Source organism: Snodgrassella alvi, assembly GCF_040741455.2.
Lineage (GTDB): Bacteria > Pseudomonadota > Gammaproteobacteria > Burkholderiales > Neisseriaceae > Snodgrassella > Snodgrassella alvi_E.
The window spans coordinates 1,857,358-1,874,374 of record NZ_CP160328.2; the positions used below are offsets into that span (position 1 = coordinate 1,857,358).

General features: G+C 41.8%; 11 protein-coding genes, 2 tRNA genes and 3 rRNA genes. 10 read left to right on the plus strand and 6 right to left on the minus strand.

What is annotated here, in order from left to right:
* Positions 1–147: 147 nt before the first annotated feature.
* Positions 148–786 (plus strand): hypothetical protein, encoded by a 639-nt coding sequence (locus ABU615_RS08320; RefSeq protein WP_267391984.1) that lies wholly within the window; start codon positions 148–150, stop codon positions 784–786.
* Positions 787–829: 43 nt separating this feature from the next.
* Here the strand turns inward: ABU615_RS08320 and dtd are convergent, their stop codons facing one another.
* From dtd to minC, 5 genes are all read right to left on the minus strand, one after another.
* Positions 830–1,264 (minus strand): D-aminoacyl-tRNA deacylase, encoded by a 435-nt coding sequence (gene dtd / locus ABU615_RS08325; protein ID WP_367489645.1) that lies wholly within the window; start codon positions 1,262–1,264, stop codon positions 830–832.
* Between the two features lie 168 nt (positions 1,265–1,432).
* Complete coding sequence (locus tag ABU615_RS08330; RefSeq protein ID WP_100140913.1) at positions 1,433–2,359, minus strand: hydrogen peroxide-inducible genes activator; 927 nt, start codon at positions 2,357–2,359, stop codon at positions 1,433–1,435.
* The gene (gene minE, locus ABU615_RS08335) at positions 2,356–2,625 is read right to left on the minus strand and encodes a cell division topological specificity factor MinE (protein ID WP_100140914.1); all 270 of its coding nucleotides are present in this window, start codon (positions 2,623–2,625) and stop codon (positions 2,356–2,358) included. The genes ABU615_RS08330 and minE overlap by 4 nt, the downstream gene beginning before the upstream one ends.
* A gap of 3 nt (positions 2,626–2,628) precedes the next feature.
* On the minus strand, positions 2,629–3,444 hold the full coding sequence (gene minD / locus ABU615_RS08340) for a septum site-determining protein MinD (RefSeq protein WP_100140915.1): 816 nt from the start codon (positions 3,442–3,444) through the stop codon (positions 2,629–2,631).
* A gap of 81 nt (positions 3,445–3,525) precedes the next feature.
* Positions 3,526–4,266, minus strand: a complete 741-nt coding sequence (gene minC / locus ABU615_RS08345; protein WP_367489642.1) for a septum site-determining protein MinC — start codon at positions 4,264–4,266, stop codon at positions 3,526–3,528.
* Between the two features lie 134 nt (positions 4,267–4,400).
* On the opposite strand from minC, the gene ABU615_RS08350 reads away from it, so the two are divergent.
* The 6 genes from ABU615_RS08350 to rrf all read left to right on the plus strand — a co-directional run bounded on the left by ABU615_RS08350 (position 4,401) and on the right by rrf (position 10,906).
* Positions 4,401–5,324 (plus strand): Rossmann-like and DUF2520 domain-containing protein, encoded by a 924-nt coding sequence (locus ABU615_RS08350; protein WP_370388819.1) that lies wholly within the window; start codon positions 4,401–4,403, stop codon positions 5,322–5,324.
* Between the two features lie 362 nt (positions 5,325–5,686).
* Positions 5,687–7,225, plus strand: a 16S ribosomal RNA gene (locus ABU615_RS08355).
* A gap of 77 nt (positions 7,226–7,302) precedes the next feature.
* Positions 7,303–7,379, plus strand: a tRNA-Ile gene (locus tag ABU615_RS08360).
* Between the two features lie 16 nt (positions 7,380–7,395).
* Positions 7,396–7,471, plus strand: a tRNA-Ala gene (locus ABU615_RS08365).
* Between the two features lie 322 nt (positions 7,472–7,793).
* Positions 7,794–10,683: ribosomal RNA gene (locus ABU615_RS08370) — 23S ribosomal RNA — on the plus strand.
* A gap of 110 nt (positions 10,684–10,793) precedes the next feature.
* Positions 10,794–10,906: ribosomal RNA gene (rrf, locus tag ABU615_RS08375) — 5S ribosomal RNA — on the plus strand.
* The 16S, 23S and 5S rRNA genes sit together here with 2 tRNA genes alongside, the layout of an rRNA operon.
* Before the next feature lie 66 nt (positions 10,907–10,972).
* On the opposite strand, the gene ABU615_RS08380 is transcribed toward rrf, so the two are convergent.
* The gene (locus ABU615_RS08380) at positions 10,973–11,152 is read right to left on the minus strand and encodes a TrmH family RNA methyltransferase (RefSeq protein ID WP_100152697.1); all 180 of its coding nucleotides are present in this window, start codon (positions 11,150–11,152) and stop codon (positions 10,973–10,975) included.
* Positions 11,153–11,372: 220 nt separating this feature from the next.
* Here ABU615_RS08380 and ABU615_RS08385 point away from each other — a divergent pair, with 220 nt between their 5' ends.
* The 3 genes from ABU615_RS08385 (at position 11,373) to ABU615_RS08395 (ending at position 17,002) form a co-directional block, all read left to right on the plus strand.
* Positions 11,373–12,803 carry a UbiA family prenyltransferase gene (locus ABU615_RS08385; protein ID WP_370388820.1) on the plus strand — a complete coding sequence of 477 codons (1,431 nt, stop codon included), beginning with the start codon at positions 11,373–11,375 and terminating at the stop codon, positions 12,801–12,803.
* A 317-nt stretch (positions 12,804–13,120) separates the two neighbouring features.
* On the plus strand, positions 13,121–15,448 hold the full coding sequence (locus ABU615_RS08390) for a hypothetical protein (RefSeq protein ID WP_370388821.1): 2,328 nt from the start codon (positions 13,121–13,123) through the stop codon (positions 15,446–15,448).
* Between the two features lie 366 nt (positions 15,449–15,814).
* Positions 15,815–17,002 carry a M20 aminoacylase family protein gene (locus tag ABU615_RS08395; protein ID WP_370388822.1) on the plus strand — a complete coding sequence of 396 codons (1,188 nt, stop codon included), beginning with the start codon at positions 15,815–15,817 and terminating at the stop codon, positions 17,000–17,002.
* Positions 17,003–17,017: the final 15 nt, after the last annotated feature.

Here is a 17,017-nt window from a genome sequence, read left to right on the forward strand (position 1 = left end):
GAAGCAAAGATACATCAATAATTTGTTACAAAATTATATCCAGATACCATACAGGTATAATTTGGAATTAAATACCAAAAGCAGAATAAATGTGATACAAACTTGTTTAGGGTGTTTGATTCAGATTAGACGCAATGAGCCTTAGCCATGCAAAACAAGTTCAAACTCAGCCTCCATCTCAGTATCGGCATACTATTGTCAACATATTTAAATCTAGCTTGGGCTGAAGATAATTCAACTGCCAATGTTACCGCTAGCGAACCGACACAAGTGACATGGTATGCATGTCCATTGGCCAATAACCATGTCAGTTACACAACTAAACCTTTAGACGTGCACTGCCAGATAGCCAAACATCCGCCTACCGATGGTGACAATTTAAAAAAATATTCATTAGAAAATCAGAATGCACCTGGTTTAGAACAGTTACAGCGGTTATGGTACAGCGCTGAATTCGGACGTGATGGCGACCTAATGAAAACCCCTCCAGCTCCTAAAATCGGCATTCTACTGCGTCAGCAAATGCCGAAGTCAGAAGCATCACCTAAAATCAAGAATACACAACCTACCGTCCCAGCCAAAATAATCATCGTACCCAAGCCAACACCGAAACAGCTTGTACAACGTGATATCGTCAGTGAACAGCGGGCACTGGCTGCTGCACAACAGCAACTGCGTCAAGCGCAAAAACAAGGTATCGCCGTTCAGATTCAGCGTTGGCAGCAGAATGTTAATGATAGGCAGGCCAATATCCGCGTACTCAGGCAGGAATTAAACCGGTATTAAATATCACTGATTACAAAATAGCAAAAACAATCGTAGAAAATTATCAAACCTGAAGCCAGAAAGTTACCGGTCCATCATTTACCAAAGATACCTGCATATTGGCTGCAAAAATACCGGTTTCAGTGGAAATCTGCCTTTGACACAATTCAACGAAATAATCATACAAGCGTTCCGCTGCAGCCGGCGCAGCACCTCTAGTAAAGCTAGGTCTGGTGCCTTTTTTAGTGTCTGCAGCCAGTGTAAATTGTGATACCACCAATACTTGCCCGCCTATCTGTCTAACATTCAGATTCATTTTATTATCCTGATCACTGAAAACACGGTAACCAAGTACCTTATCGCAAAGATGTTCAGCCTTTTGTGTATCGTCTCCCTGTTCAACACCTAATAAAATCAGTAATCCCTGTTTTATCTGACCAACTGTTTCGCCATTTACTTCCACATTAGCTTGCTTAACGCGTTGTATTAAAGCAATCATGCAAAATTCCTTTAAAATCTAAATGTCTCATTCAAACGCTTCAGGTTTATCTGCTAAAACAAACCATAGCTATAGACCAAATTATCCATTTTGAAAAAGACTGATAATCAAACTGACTAATGAAAAAACGCCTGCTTAGACACAGACGTTTTTCAGAAAAGCGAGATATTAATCCACATCATGGATAAACTTCACGCCGGTTAACTGCGAAGACAAGATAGCTGATTTGATAATACGTAAAGCCTTAGGCCGGACAAAATTACGACGCGAAGCCAGTACCACTCTTCGCTCAGGTGTCGGTTTTGAAAAAGGAATAATGCTGAATAATAAATGATCATTATCCGTTAAAGCAGTCGCTGGCATCACACTGATACCCAAACCGCTGGCCACCATATGCCGGATGGTATTAATAGAGCTGCCCTGAATACTGTTCGATAGGCCCAGAATTTTCTGGCGCGAAGCCAGTTCCTGACAACTATCCAGCACATTATCACGCATACAGTTACCCTCAGTCAGCAGCAACACCCGTTCTTCACCCAGCTGTTTCGGCGTTACCTCGTCCAAATGCTCAAATGCATGACCCTTAGGCACAATAACAAAAAAAGGTTCATCATAAAGCGGTATCGTTTGCAAACCGTTTTCCTGAAACGGTTCTGCAACAACAATCGCATCCAGATCGCCTCGCTTAAGCGATTCTTTTAAAACATCCGTATAATTTTCATCCAGCTGTAAAGGCATTTCTGGCGCCAGCTGACGTAGAGATAAAATCAGCTTTGGAAGCAAATAGGGAGCAATAGTGAATATCAGCCCTAGTTTGAAAATTCCTTCAAGCTCACTTTGCTCCTGATTGGCCATCAACTTAATGCGGTCAGCCTCCTCAAGCACACGGCGAGCCTGAAGCACAATGCGCTGACCAGCATCAGTTGTCATTACCTCATTACTGCTGCGGTCAAATAAAGTCAGCCCCAGCTCTTCTTCCAGCTTCTTAATTGCAATAGATAAAGTAGGCTGGCTAACAAAACATCGCTGGGCAGCACGCCCAAAATGTTTTTCCTGAGCAACAGCCACAATATAGCGCAATTCAGTCAGCGTCATTCACTGGCCTTTTTCTTTCCTGTTTCCGGTAAAGTAATATTAAGTGCCAAGACATCCATACCATCTTTCTTTTCTTGAGAAATATGAATATCGTCTAAAGAAACATGGACATACTTTGAAAGTACTTGCAACAGTTCCTTTTGCAGCGTAGGCAAATAATCCGGAGTCTGAGTAGCGCGTTCCTGCGCAATAATAATCTGCAAACGGTCACGCGCTGTCTGAGCGGATTGCTGCTTTTTGCCAAAAAGAAAATCCATTATAGACATGTCTTAACCTCCGAACAGACGCTTGAGAAAGCCTTTTTTCTCAGCATCCACAAAGCGGATTGGACGGTCTTCACCCAGCAGGCGCGCAACAACATCTTTATAAGCTTCCGCCACTACCGAATTTTCCTGCAAAATTACCGGCGTGCCAGAATTAGAAGCCTGCAATACGTTCTGGGATTCTGGAATCACACCAATCAGCGGAATACGTAAAATATCCTGAATATCTTGTACAGACAGCATCTCACCTTTGTCTACACGTTCAGGTGAATAGCGCGTAATCAGCAAATGTTCTTTTACCGGTTCACTGTTGGTTTCAGCTCGTCTGGATTTGCTCGACAAAATACCCAGAATACGGTCAGAATCACGCACACTGGAAATTTCTGGGTTAGTGGTAACAATTGCCTCATCCGCAAAATACAAGGCCATCAACGCACCCTGCTCAATGCCTGCCGGTGAGTCACAAACCACATATTCGAAACCCATCTTCGTTGTTAAATCCTTCAGCACCTTTTCCACCCCATCACGGGTCAGTGCATCCTTATCACGAGTTTGCGAAGCAGGTAACACATAAAGATTATCACAGTGTTTATCCTTGATTAGTGCCTGATTCAGCGTAGCTTCATCCTGAATAACATTAATTAGGTCATAAACCACTCGGCGCTCACAACCCATAATCAAATCCAGATTACGCAAACCCACATCAAAATCAATTACCGCAGTTTTATGGCCGGCTAAAGCCAGACCAGTTGCAATACTGGCACTGGTCGTGGTTTTACCCACGCCGCCCTTACCTGACGTCACCACAATAATCTTTGCCACAATTAAATTCCTTTTGTTATATAAACGAATCTACAAAACATTCACAAATCAGCCACACACCGATGCGTGTCCCTGAATTAACTAATGCGCCTGAATCGCACTGAGTACCAGCCGGTCATTTTGCAAGAAAATCTGTACCGGATGGCGATCCAGATGCGCCGGCAACTGCTGGTCAAAAATACGATAAATACCGGCCACAGATACCAGCTCAGCTTGCATAGACTGAGCAAAAATACGTGTTTCCTTATTCCCTGCCGCACCGGCCAGAGCTCGTCCGCGTAAAGGACCATAAATATGAATATTGCCATCAGCAATGATTTCCGCCCCTTCACTGACCAAACCCAGAACAATCAAATCTGATTTTTCCGCATATACTTGCTGACCTGTTCTTATGGTGCGATCAATTACCAACGTAGGCAGAGCACTTGCAGCAACTGAAGAATTTATTTTGTCATTAACATCGGCAGACGGCTGAACCAGCGCATCAGCCACAGCTTTAACCCTACTGTTAGCCTGTTCTTCCGGTAAAATACTGAAAGCTATATTATGTTGTTTGGCTAAGCTGACCCAGGCTGCATCAGAATGACGGATAGCAATAATACGCAAATGATAACGTGAAAACAGTGCCACAATTTTAGCCAAGTCCAATGTTTCCGGATTGGTAAGATTGTGCAGATCAAGTGTAAAAGGCATATTACGCAAATTACCAAAACGCTCTGCACGTTGCTTTAATTCATGGTTAATCAAAGTCAGGTCATCCGTCAGCAACTGTACCGACAAAGTATCTAGACGCGCGGATTTCACATTAAAAGCTGGTTTCATTAACGTGTTTGCCCAAAAAATTATGATTAGAATAAAGAGTAAGTACCGAAGTGTACCGTTTTGGTTAAGCGGCTTCAATTACAACTCATATCCTTCAGCAAAATAATTACCTAATCAACCCTATAAAACCCATAATGACCAATATCCCCACCATCCAACCACAACTCAATATGTCATCCCAACTGCGTGTAAATATCATTGGTACCGGTAAAGTAGCCTCCAGCCTCGCCATCATCTGGCATCAGAGCAAGCAAATAAATATACAGGCAGCATGGAACCGCAGCTTCACTACAGCGCAAAATCTTAAAAACCATATACCTTCTGTTCAACTATGCCAAGAATTGAGCAATCTACCGCCAGCTGATATTTATGTTATAGGTGTCAGCGATCAGGCTATCGAAAAAATAAGCTGGCAAATTCAACAAAATCATTGCCTAACACCCAATTCATTAGTTATTCACCTAAGCGGTGCATTAGACAGCAAAATATTAAAATCAAACCAAAATAAAGTGCTGGCAGGCTCCCTGCATCCGGTATTTCCTTTTGCCTCAATCGAAATAGCCTTAAATCAATTAGCCGGACACATGTGCGCCATAGAAGGCGATAAAGTTGCTTTACCTATACTGCAACAACTGGCTCAGGCTGCAAAATTAAATAGCTTTATTATTGATGCAAACCAGAAAAGCCGCTATCACACCGCACTATCAGCCAGTGCCAATTTTCTAGTTACCTTAAATGCATATGCACGTAATATACTTACTTCTTTGTCTATACAGAAAAGCCTGGCTGAACGACTAGTAAATCAGCTCATGCAGCAAAATCTAAACCAACTACAAACAATGGTTCCGGAAGAAGCCCTTACAGGGCCAATAAAACGTGGCGATAGCACCACAATCGCAAAACATTGGCAGGCATTAAACACAACAGAGCAGGAGATATATGGTGTACTCGCCAAGCAGACATTAAATTTGACCAAATTAAGCCAAGAAAAGCGTCAGCAAATATTACAAATCATCTCACCAACGCAAATGAAGCAAGATAAGAGTCATAAGAAGTAAGGGATTGAGTTAAATGACTGAAAGAAGACCAATAACCGAGGCGAGAGCGGTAAAAATAAATCTTATTAGAACAGAGGTTTGGTGTATTGGATAAAAATAAGAGGAGGAAGTAGTTGACAGGGTGGATGTAGGGGCGTATAGTTCGCCTTCTTCGCTGAGACGCGAGCCGAAACGAACGAAACAGTTTAAAGTAGAACGCAGTCGAAAGCAACGCTCTTTAACAGAACAGATTACCGATAAGTGTGAGTGCGGATAAGCCTCACACTGATTCAGAGGGACAGGATAGTAATAAATCTTGTCAATAACTTTGAAGCAGACCAGTGATACTGAAGGGAACTTCAGGATTACAACAAGCTAAGATTAAACATAAGAGTTTGATCCTGGCTCAGATTGAACGCTGGCGGCATGCTTTACACATGCAAGTCGAACGGCAGCACGGAGAGCTTGCTCTCTGGTGGCGAGTGGCGAACGGGTGAGTAATGCATCGGAACGTACCGAGTAATGGGGGATAACTGTCCGAAAGGATGGCTAATACCGCATACGCCCTGAGGGGGAAAGCGGGGGATCTTAGGACCTCGCGTTATTTGAGCGGCCGATGTTGGATTAGCTAGTTGGTGGGGTAAAGGCCTACCAAGGCGACGATCCATAGCGGGTCTGAGAGGATGATCCGCCACATTGGGACTGAGACACGGCCCAAACTCCTACGGGAGGCAGCAGTGGGGAATTTTGGACAATGGGGGGAACCCTGATCCAGCCATGCCGCGTGTCTGAAGAAGGCCTTCGGGTTGTAAAGGACTTTTGTTAGGGAAGAAAAGCCGGGTGCTAATACCACCTGGTGCTGACGGTACCTAAAGAATAAGCACCGGCTAACTACGTGCCAGCAGCCGCGGTAATACGTAGGGTGCGAGCGTTAATCGGAATTACTGGGCGTAAAGCGAGCGCAGACGGTTAGATAAGTCAGATGTGAAATCCCCGAGCTCAACTTGGGACGTGCATTTGAAACTGTCTAACTAGAGTGTGTCAGAGGGAGGTAGAATTCCACGTGTAGCAGTGAAATGCGTAGAGATGTGGAGGAATACCGATGGCGAAGGCAGCCTCCTGGGATAACACTGACGTTCATGCTCGAAAGCGTGGGTAGCAAACAGGATTAGATACCCTGGTAGTCCACGCCCTAAACGATGACAATTAGCTGTTGGGGCACTAGATGTCTTAGTAGCGAAGCTAACGCGAGAAATTGTCCGCCTGGGGAGTACGGTCGCAAGATTAAAACTCAAAGGAATTGACGGGGACCCGCACAAGCGGTGGATGATGTGGATTAATTCGATGCAACGCGAAGAACCTTACCTGGTCTTGACATGTACGGAATCTCTTAGAGATAGGAGAGTGCCTTCGGGAACCGTAACACAGGTGCTGCATGGCTGTCGTCAGCTCGTGTCGTGAGATGTTGGGTTAAGTCCCGCAACGAGCGCAACCCTTGTCATTAGTTGCCATCATTAAGTTGGGCACTCTAATGAGACTGCCGGTGACAAACCGGAGGAAGGTGGGGATGACGTCAAGTCCTCATGGCCCTTATGACCAGGGCTTCACACGTCATACAATGGTCGGTACAGAGGGTAGCGAAGCCGCGAGGTGAAGCCAATCTCAGAAAGCCGATCGTAGTCCGGATTGCACTCTGCAACTCGAGTGCATGAAGTCGGAATCGCTAGTAATCGCAGGTCAGCATACTGCGGTGAATACGTTCCCGGGTCTTGTACACACCGCCCGTCACACCATGGGAGTGGGGGATACCAGAATTGGGTAGACTAACCGCAAGGGGGTCGCTTAACACGGTATGCTTCATGACTGGGGTGAAGTCGTAACAAGGTAGCCGTAGGGGAACCTGCGGCTGGATCACCTCCTTTCTAGAGAAAAGAAGAGGGTTATTCGCATTCACACTTATCGGTAAACTGAAAAGATGCGAGAAGAGACTGAATAAACTGGGTTTGTAGCTCAGCTGGTTAGAGCACACGCTTGATAAGCGTGGGGTCGGAGGTTCAAGTCCTCCCAGACCCACCACTTATTTAAGAAGAGAGGGGGCATAGCTCAGTTGGTAGAGCACCTGCTTTGCAAGCAGGGGGTCATCGGTTCGATCCCGTTTGCCTCCACCACACTTTACTTTGGAAATTAAATTGAGTTTATCTGGAAGCAGATGAAGCGGAAGCTGAATTTAATTTGCGAAGTAACGCATCGATCTTTAACAAATTGGAAAGCCGAAATCAACAAACAAAGATTGAGGCATGGAAGCAGAGTCTGGAGACGGATGAAGTGGAAGTGCTGAAAGAATTGGGTGATGATTGTATCGCTGAGCAACGAAGACAAAAGGCGTTGTTCAGACAACCAAGAAGTAAGCTTTATGAGAGTAGGGAGCTTAAGTCATGATTACAGGTCAACGGTAGTTGTGATGAAGTCAAGAGGTTCTTGAAATGATAGAGTCAAGTGAATAAGTGCATCAGGTGGATGCCTTGGCGATGATAGGCGAAGAAGGACGTGTAAGCCTGCGAAAAGCGTGGGGGAGCTGGCAATAGAGCTGTGATCCCGCGATATCCGAATGGGGAAACCCACCATGTAAAAGCATGGTATCCTAAACTGAATACATAGGTTTAGAGAAGCGAACCTGGAGAACTGAACCATCTAAGTACCCAGAGGAAAAGAAATCAACCGAGATTGCGCAAGTAGTGGCGAGCGAACGCGTAAGAGCCTGTATATGATAGTCACTGAGATAGAAGAACAAGCTGGGAAGCTTGGCCACAGAGGGTGATAGCCCCGTATTTGAAATTTCAGAGATGGTACTAAGTATACGAGAAGTAGGGCGGGACACGAGAAATCCTGTCTGAATATGGGGGGACCATCCTCCAAGGCTAAATACTCATCATCGACCGATAGTGAACCAGTACCGTGAGGGAAAGGCGAAAAGAACCCCGGGAGGGGAGTGAAACAGAACCTGAAACCTGATGCATACAAACAGTGGGAGCGGAGTAATCCGTGACTGCGTACCTTTTGTATAATGGGTCAACGACTTACATTCAGTAGCGAGCTTAACCGATTAGGGGAGGCGCAGGGAAACCGAGTCTTAATAGGGCGACGAGTTGCTGGGTGTAGACCCGAAACCGAGTGATCTATCCATGGCCAGGTTGAAGGTGCCGTAACAGGTACTGGAGGACCGAACCCACGCATGTTGCAAAATGCGGGGATGAGCTGTGGATAGGGGTGAAAGGCTAAACAAACTCGGAGATAGCTGGTTCTCCCCGAAAACTATTTAGGTAGTGCCTCGAGCAAGACACTGATGGGGGTAAAGCACTGTTATGGCTAGGGGGTCATTGCGACTTACCAACCCATGGCAAACTAAGAATACCATCAAGTGGTTCCTCGGGAGACAGACATCGGGTGCTAACGTCCGGTGTCAAGAGGGAAACAACCCAGACCGCCAGCTAAGGTCCCAAATGACAGATTAAGTGGTAAACGAAGTGGGAAGGCCGAGACAGCCAGGATGTTGGCTTAGAAGCAGCCATCATTTAAAGAAAGCGTAATAGCTCACTGGTCGAGTCGTCCTGCGCGGAAGATGTAACGGGGCTCAAATCTGTAACCGAAGCTGCGGATGTCAGGCAACTGACATGGTAGGGGAGCGTTCTGTAGGCCGAAGAAGGTGTGTTGAGAAGCATGCTGGAGGTATCAGAAGTGCGAATGTTGACATGAGTAGCGATAAACAGGGTGAAAAGCCCTGTCGCCGAAAACCCAAGGTTTCCTACGCAACGTTCATCGGCGTAGGGTGAGTCGGCCCCTAAGGCAAGGCAGAGATGCGTAGTCGATGGGAAACAGGTTAATATTCCTGTACTTGATTCAAATGCGATGTGGGGACGGAGAAGGTTAGGTCATCGATCTGTTGGAATAGATCGTTTAAGCCGGTAGGTGGAGCACTTAGGCAAATCCGGGTGCTTAACGCCGAGAAGTGATGACGAGTGTCTAAGGACACGAAGTGACTGATACCACGCTTCCAGGAAAAGCCACTAAGCTTCAGTTTGAATGAAACCGTACCGCAAACCGACACAGGTGGGTAGGATGAGAATTCTAAGGCGCTTGAGAGAACTCAGGAGAAGGAACTCGGCAAATTGATACCGTAACTTCGGGAGAAGGTATGCCTCTGATGGTGAAAGATTTACTCTGTAAGCTATTAGAGGTCGCAGAGAATAGGTGGCTGCGACTGTTTAATAAAAACACAGCACTCTGCAAACACGAAAGTGGACGTATAGGGTGTGACGCCTGCCCGGTGCTGGAAGGTTAATTGAAGATGTGCAAGCATCGGATCGAAGCCCCAGTAAACGGCGGCCGTAACTATAACGGTCCTAAGGTAGCGAAATTCCTTGTCGGGTAAGTTCCGACCCGCACGAATGGCGTAACGATGGCCACACTGTCTCCTCCTGAGACTCAGCGAAGTTGAAATGGTTGTGAAGATGCAATCTCCCCGCTGCTAGACGGAAAGACCCCGTGAACCTTTACTGTAGCTTTGCATTGGACTTTGAAGTCACTTGTGTAGGATAGGTGGGAGGCTAAGAAGCAGGAACGCTAGTTTCTGTGGAGCCGTCCTTGAAATACCACCCTGGTGACTTTGAGGTTCTAACCCGGATCCATTATCTGGATCGGGGACCGTGCATGGTAGGCAGTTTGACTGGGGCGGTCTCCTCCCAAAGAGTAACGGAGGAGTTCGAAGGTTACCTAGGTCCGGTCGGAAATCGGACTGATAGTACAATGGCACAAGGTAGCTTAACTGCGAGACCGACAAGTCGAGCAGGTGCGAAAGCAGGACATAGTGATCCGGTGGTTCTGAATGGAAGGGCCATCGCTCAACGGATAAAAGGTACTCCGGGGATAACAGGCTGATTCCGCCCAAGAGTTCATATCGACGGCGGAGTTTGGCACCTCGATGTCGGCTCATCACATCCTGGGGCTGTAGTCGGTCCCAAGGGTATGGCTGTTCGCCATTTAAAGTGGTACGTGAGCTGGGTTTAAAACGTCGTGAGACAGTTTGGTCCCTATCTGCAGTGGGCGTTGGAAGTTTGACGGGGGCTGCTCCTAGTACGAGAGGACCGGAGTGGACGAACCTCTGGTGTACCGGTTGTGACGCCAGTCGCATCGCCGGGTAGCTAAGTTCGGAAGAGATAAACGCTGAAAGCATCTAAGCGTGAAACTCGCCTGAAGATGAGACTTCCCTAGGGATTTAATCCCTCTAAAGAGACGTTCGAGACCAGGACGTTGATAGGTCGGGTGTGGAAGAGTGGTAACACTTGGAGCTAACCGATACTAATTGCTCGTGAGGCTTGACTCTATCATTTGAAGGACTTCGCACGCAGAAGATGTGCAAGGTAAATGATAAAGCTTACTGATGAGAATACAAGCATCACCAAGATTAAGGCTTTCTGATTTGACAGTTTAAAGTCTGGCGGCCATAGCGGGTTGGTCCCACGCCTTCCCATCCCGAACAGGACCGTGAAACGACCTAGCGCCGATGATAGTATGGATGCCCATGTGAAAGTAGGACACCGCCAGACACCCATTAAAAAGAACCCAGTAGATAGTCTACTGGGTTTTTTGCTTTGTGCTGAATGAGAAACTGGTTAAGACAAACCAGCGAACCCCTGCTGCCGTAGGGCTTCGTACACTACGATGGCCGCTGCGTTGGATAGATTCAATGAGCGGATATGGGAAGTCTGAGGGATACGCAGGCAGTGATCTGCTCTGGCCTGTGCGAACTCCTGCGGCAGGCCGGTCGTTTCGCGGCCGAAGAGGAAATAGATTGCTTGCCTGCTGTTGCTGTAGTCAAATCCTGTGTGGGGACGGGTATAATTAGTATAAAATTATTAGGTATATATTTACTCATAACTGTTTCTAAATCAGGGAAAGTTGTTCTTTATTTGTTTGATATCTGATTTAATCAAGATAAATAATCTATATGTTGATGGTATTGACAGTTATATATAAAATTATTTTTTTTGTTTGATTTGTTAAGGAAAAATAGTGCAAGAATCTAGTCATCCACTTGTAGTGGATTTAGATGGAACTTTAATTCTGACTGATTCGTTACATGAAACTTTAATAGCCTTGATTAAGATAAAACCTTATGTAATTTTTAAACTGATCAAGTTATGTTTTCATAGCAAGGTAGAATTAAAAAAATTTGTTTATGAGCAGACAGGTTATCGTGCTGAACAAATGCCTTATCGCCAAGAACTACTCGAATATATTTGGCATGAAAAACAAAATGGAAGAAAAATCTATCTAGCCACTGCTGCATATGAGGGTATTGCAGAAAAAACAGCTAACTATCTTCAATGTTTCGATGATGTTATTGCTACTAATTCTAGGCAAAATCTAAAAGGTATTAATAAACTCAATGCCATACAGGAAAAGATTGGTCAAGAATTTGTTTATGCTGGTGATAATGTTGCTGATTTAGTAATCTGGAAGGAAGCATGTGGTGCAATTGTAGTAGGAAAAAAAGTAAATCAATTAACTCTCAAGATTCAACAATCTGGAACACCTGTTTTAAAGAAATGGGAAAATACTGGTTTTAGCATCAATACTTGGATGAAAGCGATTCGCATACATCAATGGCTAAAAAATATTTTACTTTTTGTTCCTCTGTTAACTGCTTTTCAATTCTTTGATTTGCATAAATTATTTACAACTTTTGTCGGATTTGTGGCTTTTTCTTTAGGTGCATCAGCAACTTATATCCTTAACGATTTATGGGACATAGAAAATGATCGTGTCCATAGTAATAAAATGCAGCGCCCTTTTGCATCGGGAAAGTTATCAATCGTACAAGGTATAACAGCCAGTCTAGTACTATTAATCATTGCTGCTATTATTGCTATCAATATTTCTTGGATGTTTTTTAGTGTTTTTTTATTATATTTATTGATAACTACTATATATAGTTTGAGATTAAAACAAATTATATTGCTTGATATTATAATTTTGTCTGTTCTGTATACCATCCGAATTTTTGCTGGAGGTGTGGTTACAAATATTGATTTAAGCTATCCGCTTTTAGCTTTTTCAATTTCTATTTTTTTAAGTCTAGCTACAGTTAAACGTTGTACTGAGCTGATTGCTATGCCAGATGAAAAAAAAGTAATTGCTGGTAGGGGGTATATTAAATCTGATTTGGATATACTTTGGCCTTTGGGTATAAGTACCTATATCGGAGCCATTATTCTATTTGGTCTATACATCACTGCGTCTGAAACAATTGTTCTTTATCATGTCCCCGCTTTATTGTGGTTGGTGCAGCTCCTCATGATTTATTTGATAGGTAACTTATGGATGATGACAAAACGTGGTTTGATGAATGAAGATCCAATTGTTTTTTTAATTCAGGATAAAAAAAGCCTAGCTTTGCTGGCTTTAATTGTAGGTATCATATTATTGGCTAGATATTTATAAATTTAGAAAGTGGAAGAGTTGCAGAAATATTTTCTACTTGCTGTTATTAATTCTAGAATAGGGTTATAAGCCATTTTAGTACATTTCAATTCCGGACTATTTGTTTAGCAGGTTCATACTGGATTCAATATACTTGGCGTATCATTTTTGATGATTTTGTATAACACACCTATTCAAAGTATTGTTCGCGAACGTTGATTAAAAGTTTATGTTAGATACTGGTAAGATAATTCGATAATTTGTATGAATTCTGTCTAGTACCGATATTGAGTGATATGTGCCGATTGTAATAATCTTAAAGATTCGGATAAAAATCGATGAACCAAAATAAAATTAACCTTAAACAGGCTCTGTTATTTTCTACATTATATGCTATTACTGTTATAACTATTTGTTGTTTGTTTCAGAACGATTTTTTTTGTGTTGATGATGCCGAATTTGAAATGCTGGGTTTTTTCAGACAGATGGGTCATATATGGTCACAGGGTAAAATACCTTTAATTGTTGATTCGATGTATTTTGGCGGTAATGAAGTGATTGATTTAGATAGAGGAATTTTTTTGCCGCAAAATATTCTCGTTTCTCTCATTACTTCCAAGTTTGATGATATTCAGTTACCTGGACGGGTATTAGCTTTCATTAATATTGTATTAGTATGCCTTTCGTCTTTGTCTATTGCTAAAACGTTCAAACTGCAAAATTGTTATGCTTATGCATTTGCTAGTTTAGCTGTGATTCAGCCAATTTTTCTTTATCAGTATTTAGGTGCATGGTGGAATGCAGCTAGTGGGCAGGCTTGGGCCATGGTTTCTATTGCCACTTTTTTGTTACTTCTAAATCATTTTTCTAAAACAAATATTGTTTTAAATTTTATTTCAGTCATTTTTTTGTTAGCAGCTGGCTGGCCACATGGTGTCATCGGTTACGTTGTTTTTGTTGTAGTCAGTGTAGCTTATCAACTGAAACAATCTAATGGATTGCAAAAAGCATTTTATTTAAGTTTACCTACCGTTTTGGCTTTTATTTTTGCTTTTCCTATTTATTCTGAATATATTTTTTCTCATGAGTTAATTAACCGAGTTAGTGGATTTGATAACCAAAATAAAGCTTTTATACCGTCTTGGGCAACAATCATTATGGGTTTTTTCCCTACATTTTATGATTACATGACTTATTTTAGCTATAAATTAATACTCATTCCTTTAGGTTTTTCAACTTTATTCGTACCAATAGTTTTTTTTTACTACAATGTGAAATCATTATGGCAAAAAAATGACAATTTAAAAATATTTTTGACTTTAATGATTGCGTTTTTTGTTTTGTCACAAATGCCCAGTCAGTTTGGACCTTTTCGCTGGCCTTTTCGCTTTTTACCTTTTCTAAGTTTATTTGAGTGTTTAGCTGTATTCTATATTTTGCAATTTGCTCAAGGTATAAATGAGAAAGGTATAAAATTAAATAAAAAAATTTCTTTTGTTTTATACATTATCTTGGGCTGTTTTTTTCTTGGATTACCTTTTTATGCCGGATTTGATACATTCGCGCTGATTTTATGTTTTATATTAATTTTATTTTTATTGGAGCGCGATTCATTTTTTTTAAATAAAAGTATTTTGGCAAATTTGAATAAGAAATATTTGTGTTTTATTCTTTTATCGTCAATATTTGTTTTTTTTAATTCTTGGAATCTCCATCCTATTTTTGTTGTGTTGCAGATTTTTTCAATTTGGTTACTTTTATTGAGCCCTATGTTTATAAAGAGAAAAAGCTCATTTTCAATGGTAGGGTTAAGTTTATTAATACTATTAATTATATTAAATGGATTGCCAACTTTGGGTGGCTATTATTCGAGACATACTGATTTAGCAGAGCAAATTAGTTTACCTAAAAATGTCAATTTGGAAGGCTATGTTTTATCGCTTCCAGATAATACTAATTTAAATCAGATTAGACAATTTAATGATATTGCTTCTGCTCTGTTTGGTTTTTATGGTATTAAATCAATAAATGGTTATACTCCGGTTGGTAATAAAAGATTAGATAAGATTCTGCCTGCAAATCAAACTTCGCATGGTATTTTCAAGCCTGAGATGTCTTTAAAGAATATTTTGCAATTATCTGACAAATCTCATGTTTGCCAGGCTGAGTTGATGCGTATTAGCACAATTATTGTAGATGAAGCTAAATATTCTGCTTTTAGTTCTCAGTTTAAGCAATGTGGATACACTGTGGTTCAATTTGCAGGAAGTAGGCATGATCTTTATGTTTCTTTACCGTTAGACAAAACTATAGGATGGAACAGAAATTCTCCTTTTGTATTTCCTAATATTGCGGGCGTTAATGTTTTATCACATCAGAATAATATTGATTTAATTAGAATCCCAGAACATAAAGAGGTGTTAACTCTTATTTTTCCTCGCTTATGGTGGTTTGGTTATACTGCAAAAATTAACGATCACTCTTTACCTGTTGTTGCGGATGATTCAGGATCTTTAGTGCAAGTTTCAGTCCCACCACAATGGAATGGTGTGTTAAAGCTTAGTTATTTTCCTGTTACTTGGCGCTATGTTTGGGTTTTACCTTTGGTTGCCATGTTTGCGCTAATTTTATTATTGATATTTAATAGAGATATGAAATTTAGGTAGAATATTGAATTTTTGTTAGAATTTAATATTCTGATATATATTAAAGCTGGATAATACGTTTTTAATGTTTAAATGCACTTTATATTTTGATGTAAAGTGCATTTTTTCTTTTAATTTTTTTGGATATTAAACTATCAATTAACAACTTAATTTTAATATTGTTGGAAATAAATTTAAGTTATTAGTTTGATTTTTGGTTATAAATATGTAATCTATTTAAATAAATCATATATTTATATAATAAGTTCTTAATAATTAGTGTCAATAACATCAAATTCTGTTTTTAATTATTCTTTTTTGTCAATGAAAATCGTGTTTGTTAAGCTATAATCCTTTCTTTTAAAGAATATGTGTAAGGGTATGTTTATGAAAGCAGTTAGGGAAATGGTAGAGGCTGAATTGGATACTTTTGTTCAGTTGCGTCATGATATTCATCAACACCCTGAGCTGGCTTTTGCTGAAAATCGTACCAGTGATCTGGTTGCTGGTATGTTGGAGCAATGGGGTTATCAAGTTGAGCGAGGAATTGGAGGCACCGGTTTAGTTGCCCAGCTTCGTGTTGGTGATGGTTCAAAGAGTGTTGGTATTCGTGCTGATATGGATGCCCTTCCGATTTTGGAAGAAAGTGGTGTGACGCATTCGAGTAAACATGAAGGGAAGATGCATGCCTGTGGTCATGATGGGCATACGACGATGTTGTTGGCAGCAGCGAAAGTGCTGGCAAGTAGAAAGGCGTTTAATGGAACGCTGAATTTGATTTTTCAGCCGGCTGAAGAGTATGGTAAATCGGGTAGCGGCGCAATGCAGATGATTGCTGACGGCCTTTTTGAAAAATATCCGTGTGATGCGGTATATGGTATGCACAATATGCCTGGTTATCCTCAAGGTGAATTGCATTTTTATGATGGCTGGATGATGGCTTCTTCTGATGTGGCTACGATTACGGTTAAAGGGGTAGGTGGTCACGGGGCGAAACCGCATAATACGCACGACCCTATTGTGGCTGCTTCTTCTATTGTGATGGCTTTGCAGACGATTGTGTCTCGTAATGTAAATCCGCTTGATTCAGCAGTGGTGACTGTGGGTATGTTCCATGCAGGTGTAGCCAATAATGTGATACCGGAACAAGCTGAATTAAAGCTGACTGTGCGTTGTTTTAAGCCGGAAGTACGTAAGATGTTGCAGGAACGTATTGAGGCTATAGCTCATGCTCAGGCACAAAGTTTTAATGTGGTGGCTTCTGTGGATTATCAACATGGTTATGCTCCTGTATTTAACACGAGTAAGGAAACACAATTTGCCCGTGATGTTGCCCGTGATGTGGTTGCAGAAGAAGATATTGTAGACCAGACGCAACCTATGGCTGGTAGTGAAGATTTTGCGTTTATGCTGGAAAAGTGTCCGGGAAGTTATTTATTTATTGGTAATGGTCTGAAGGAAAAGGATGCTGCTTCTGGTTTTGATCTGCATAATCCTTATTATGATTTTAATGATAAGAATATTGTTATTGGTGCCACTTACTGGGTAGCGCTGGCAGAACGATTTTTAAAATAATTTTGTTTTGATTTT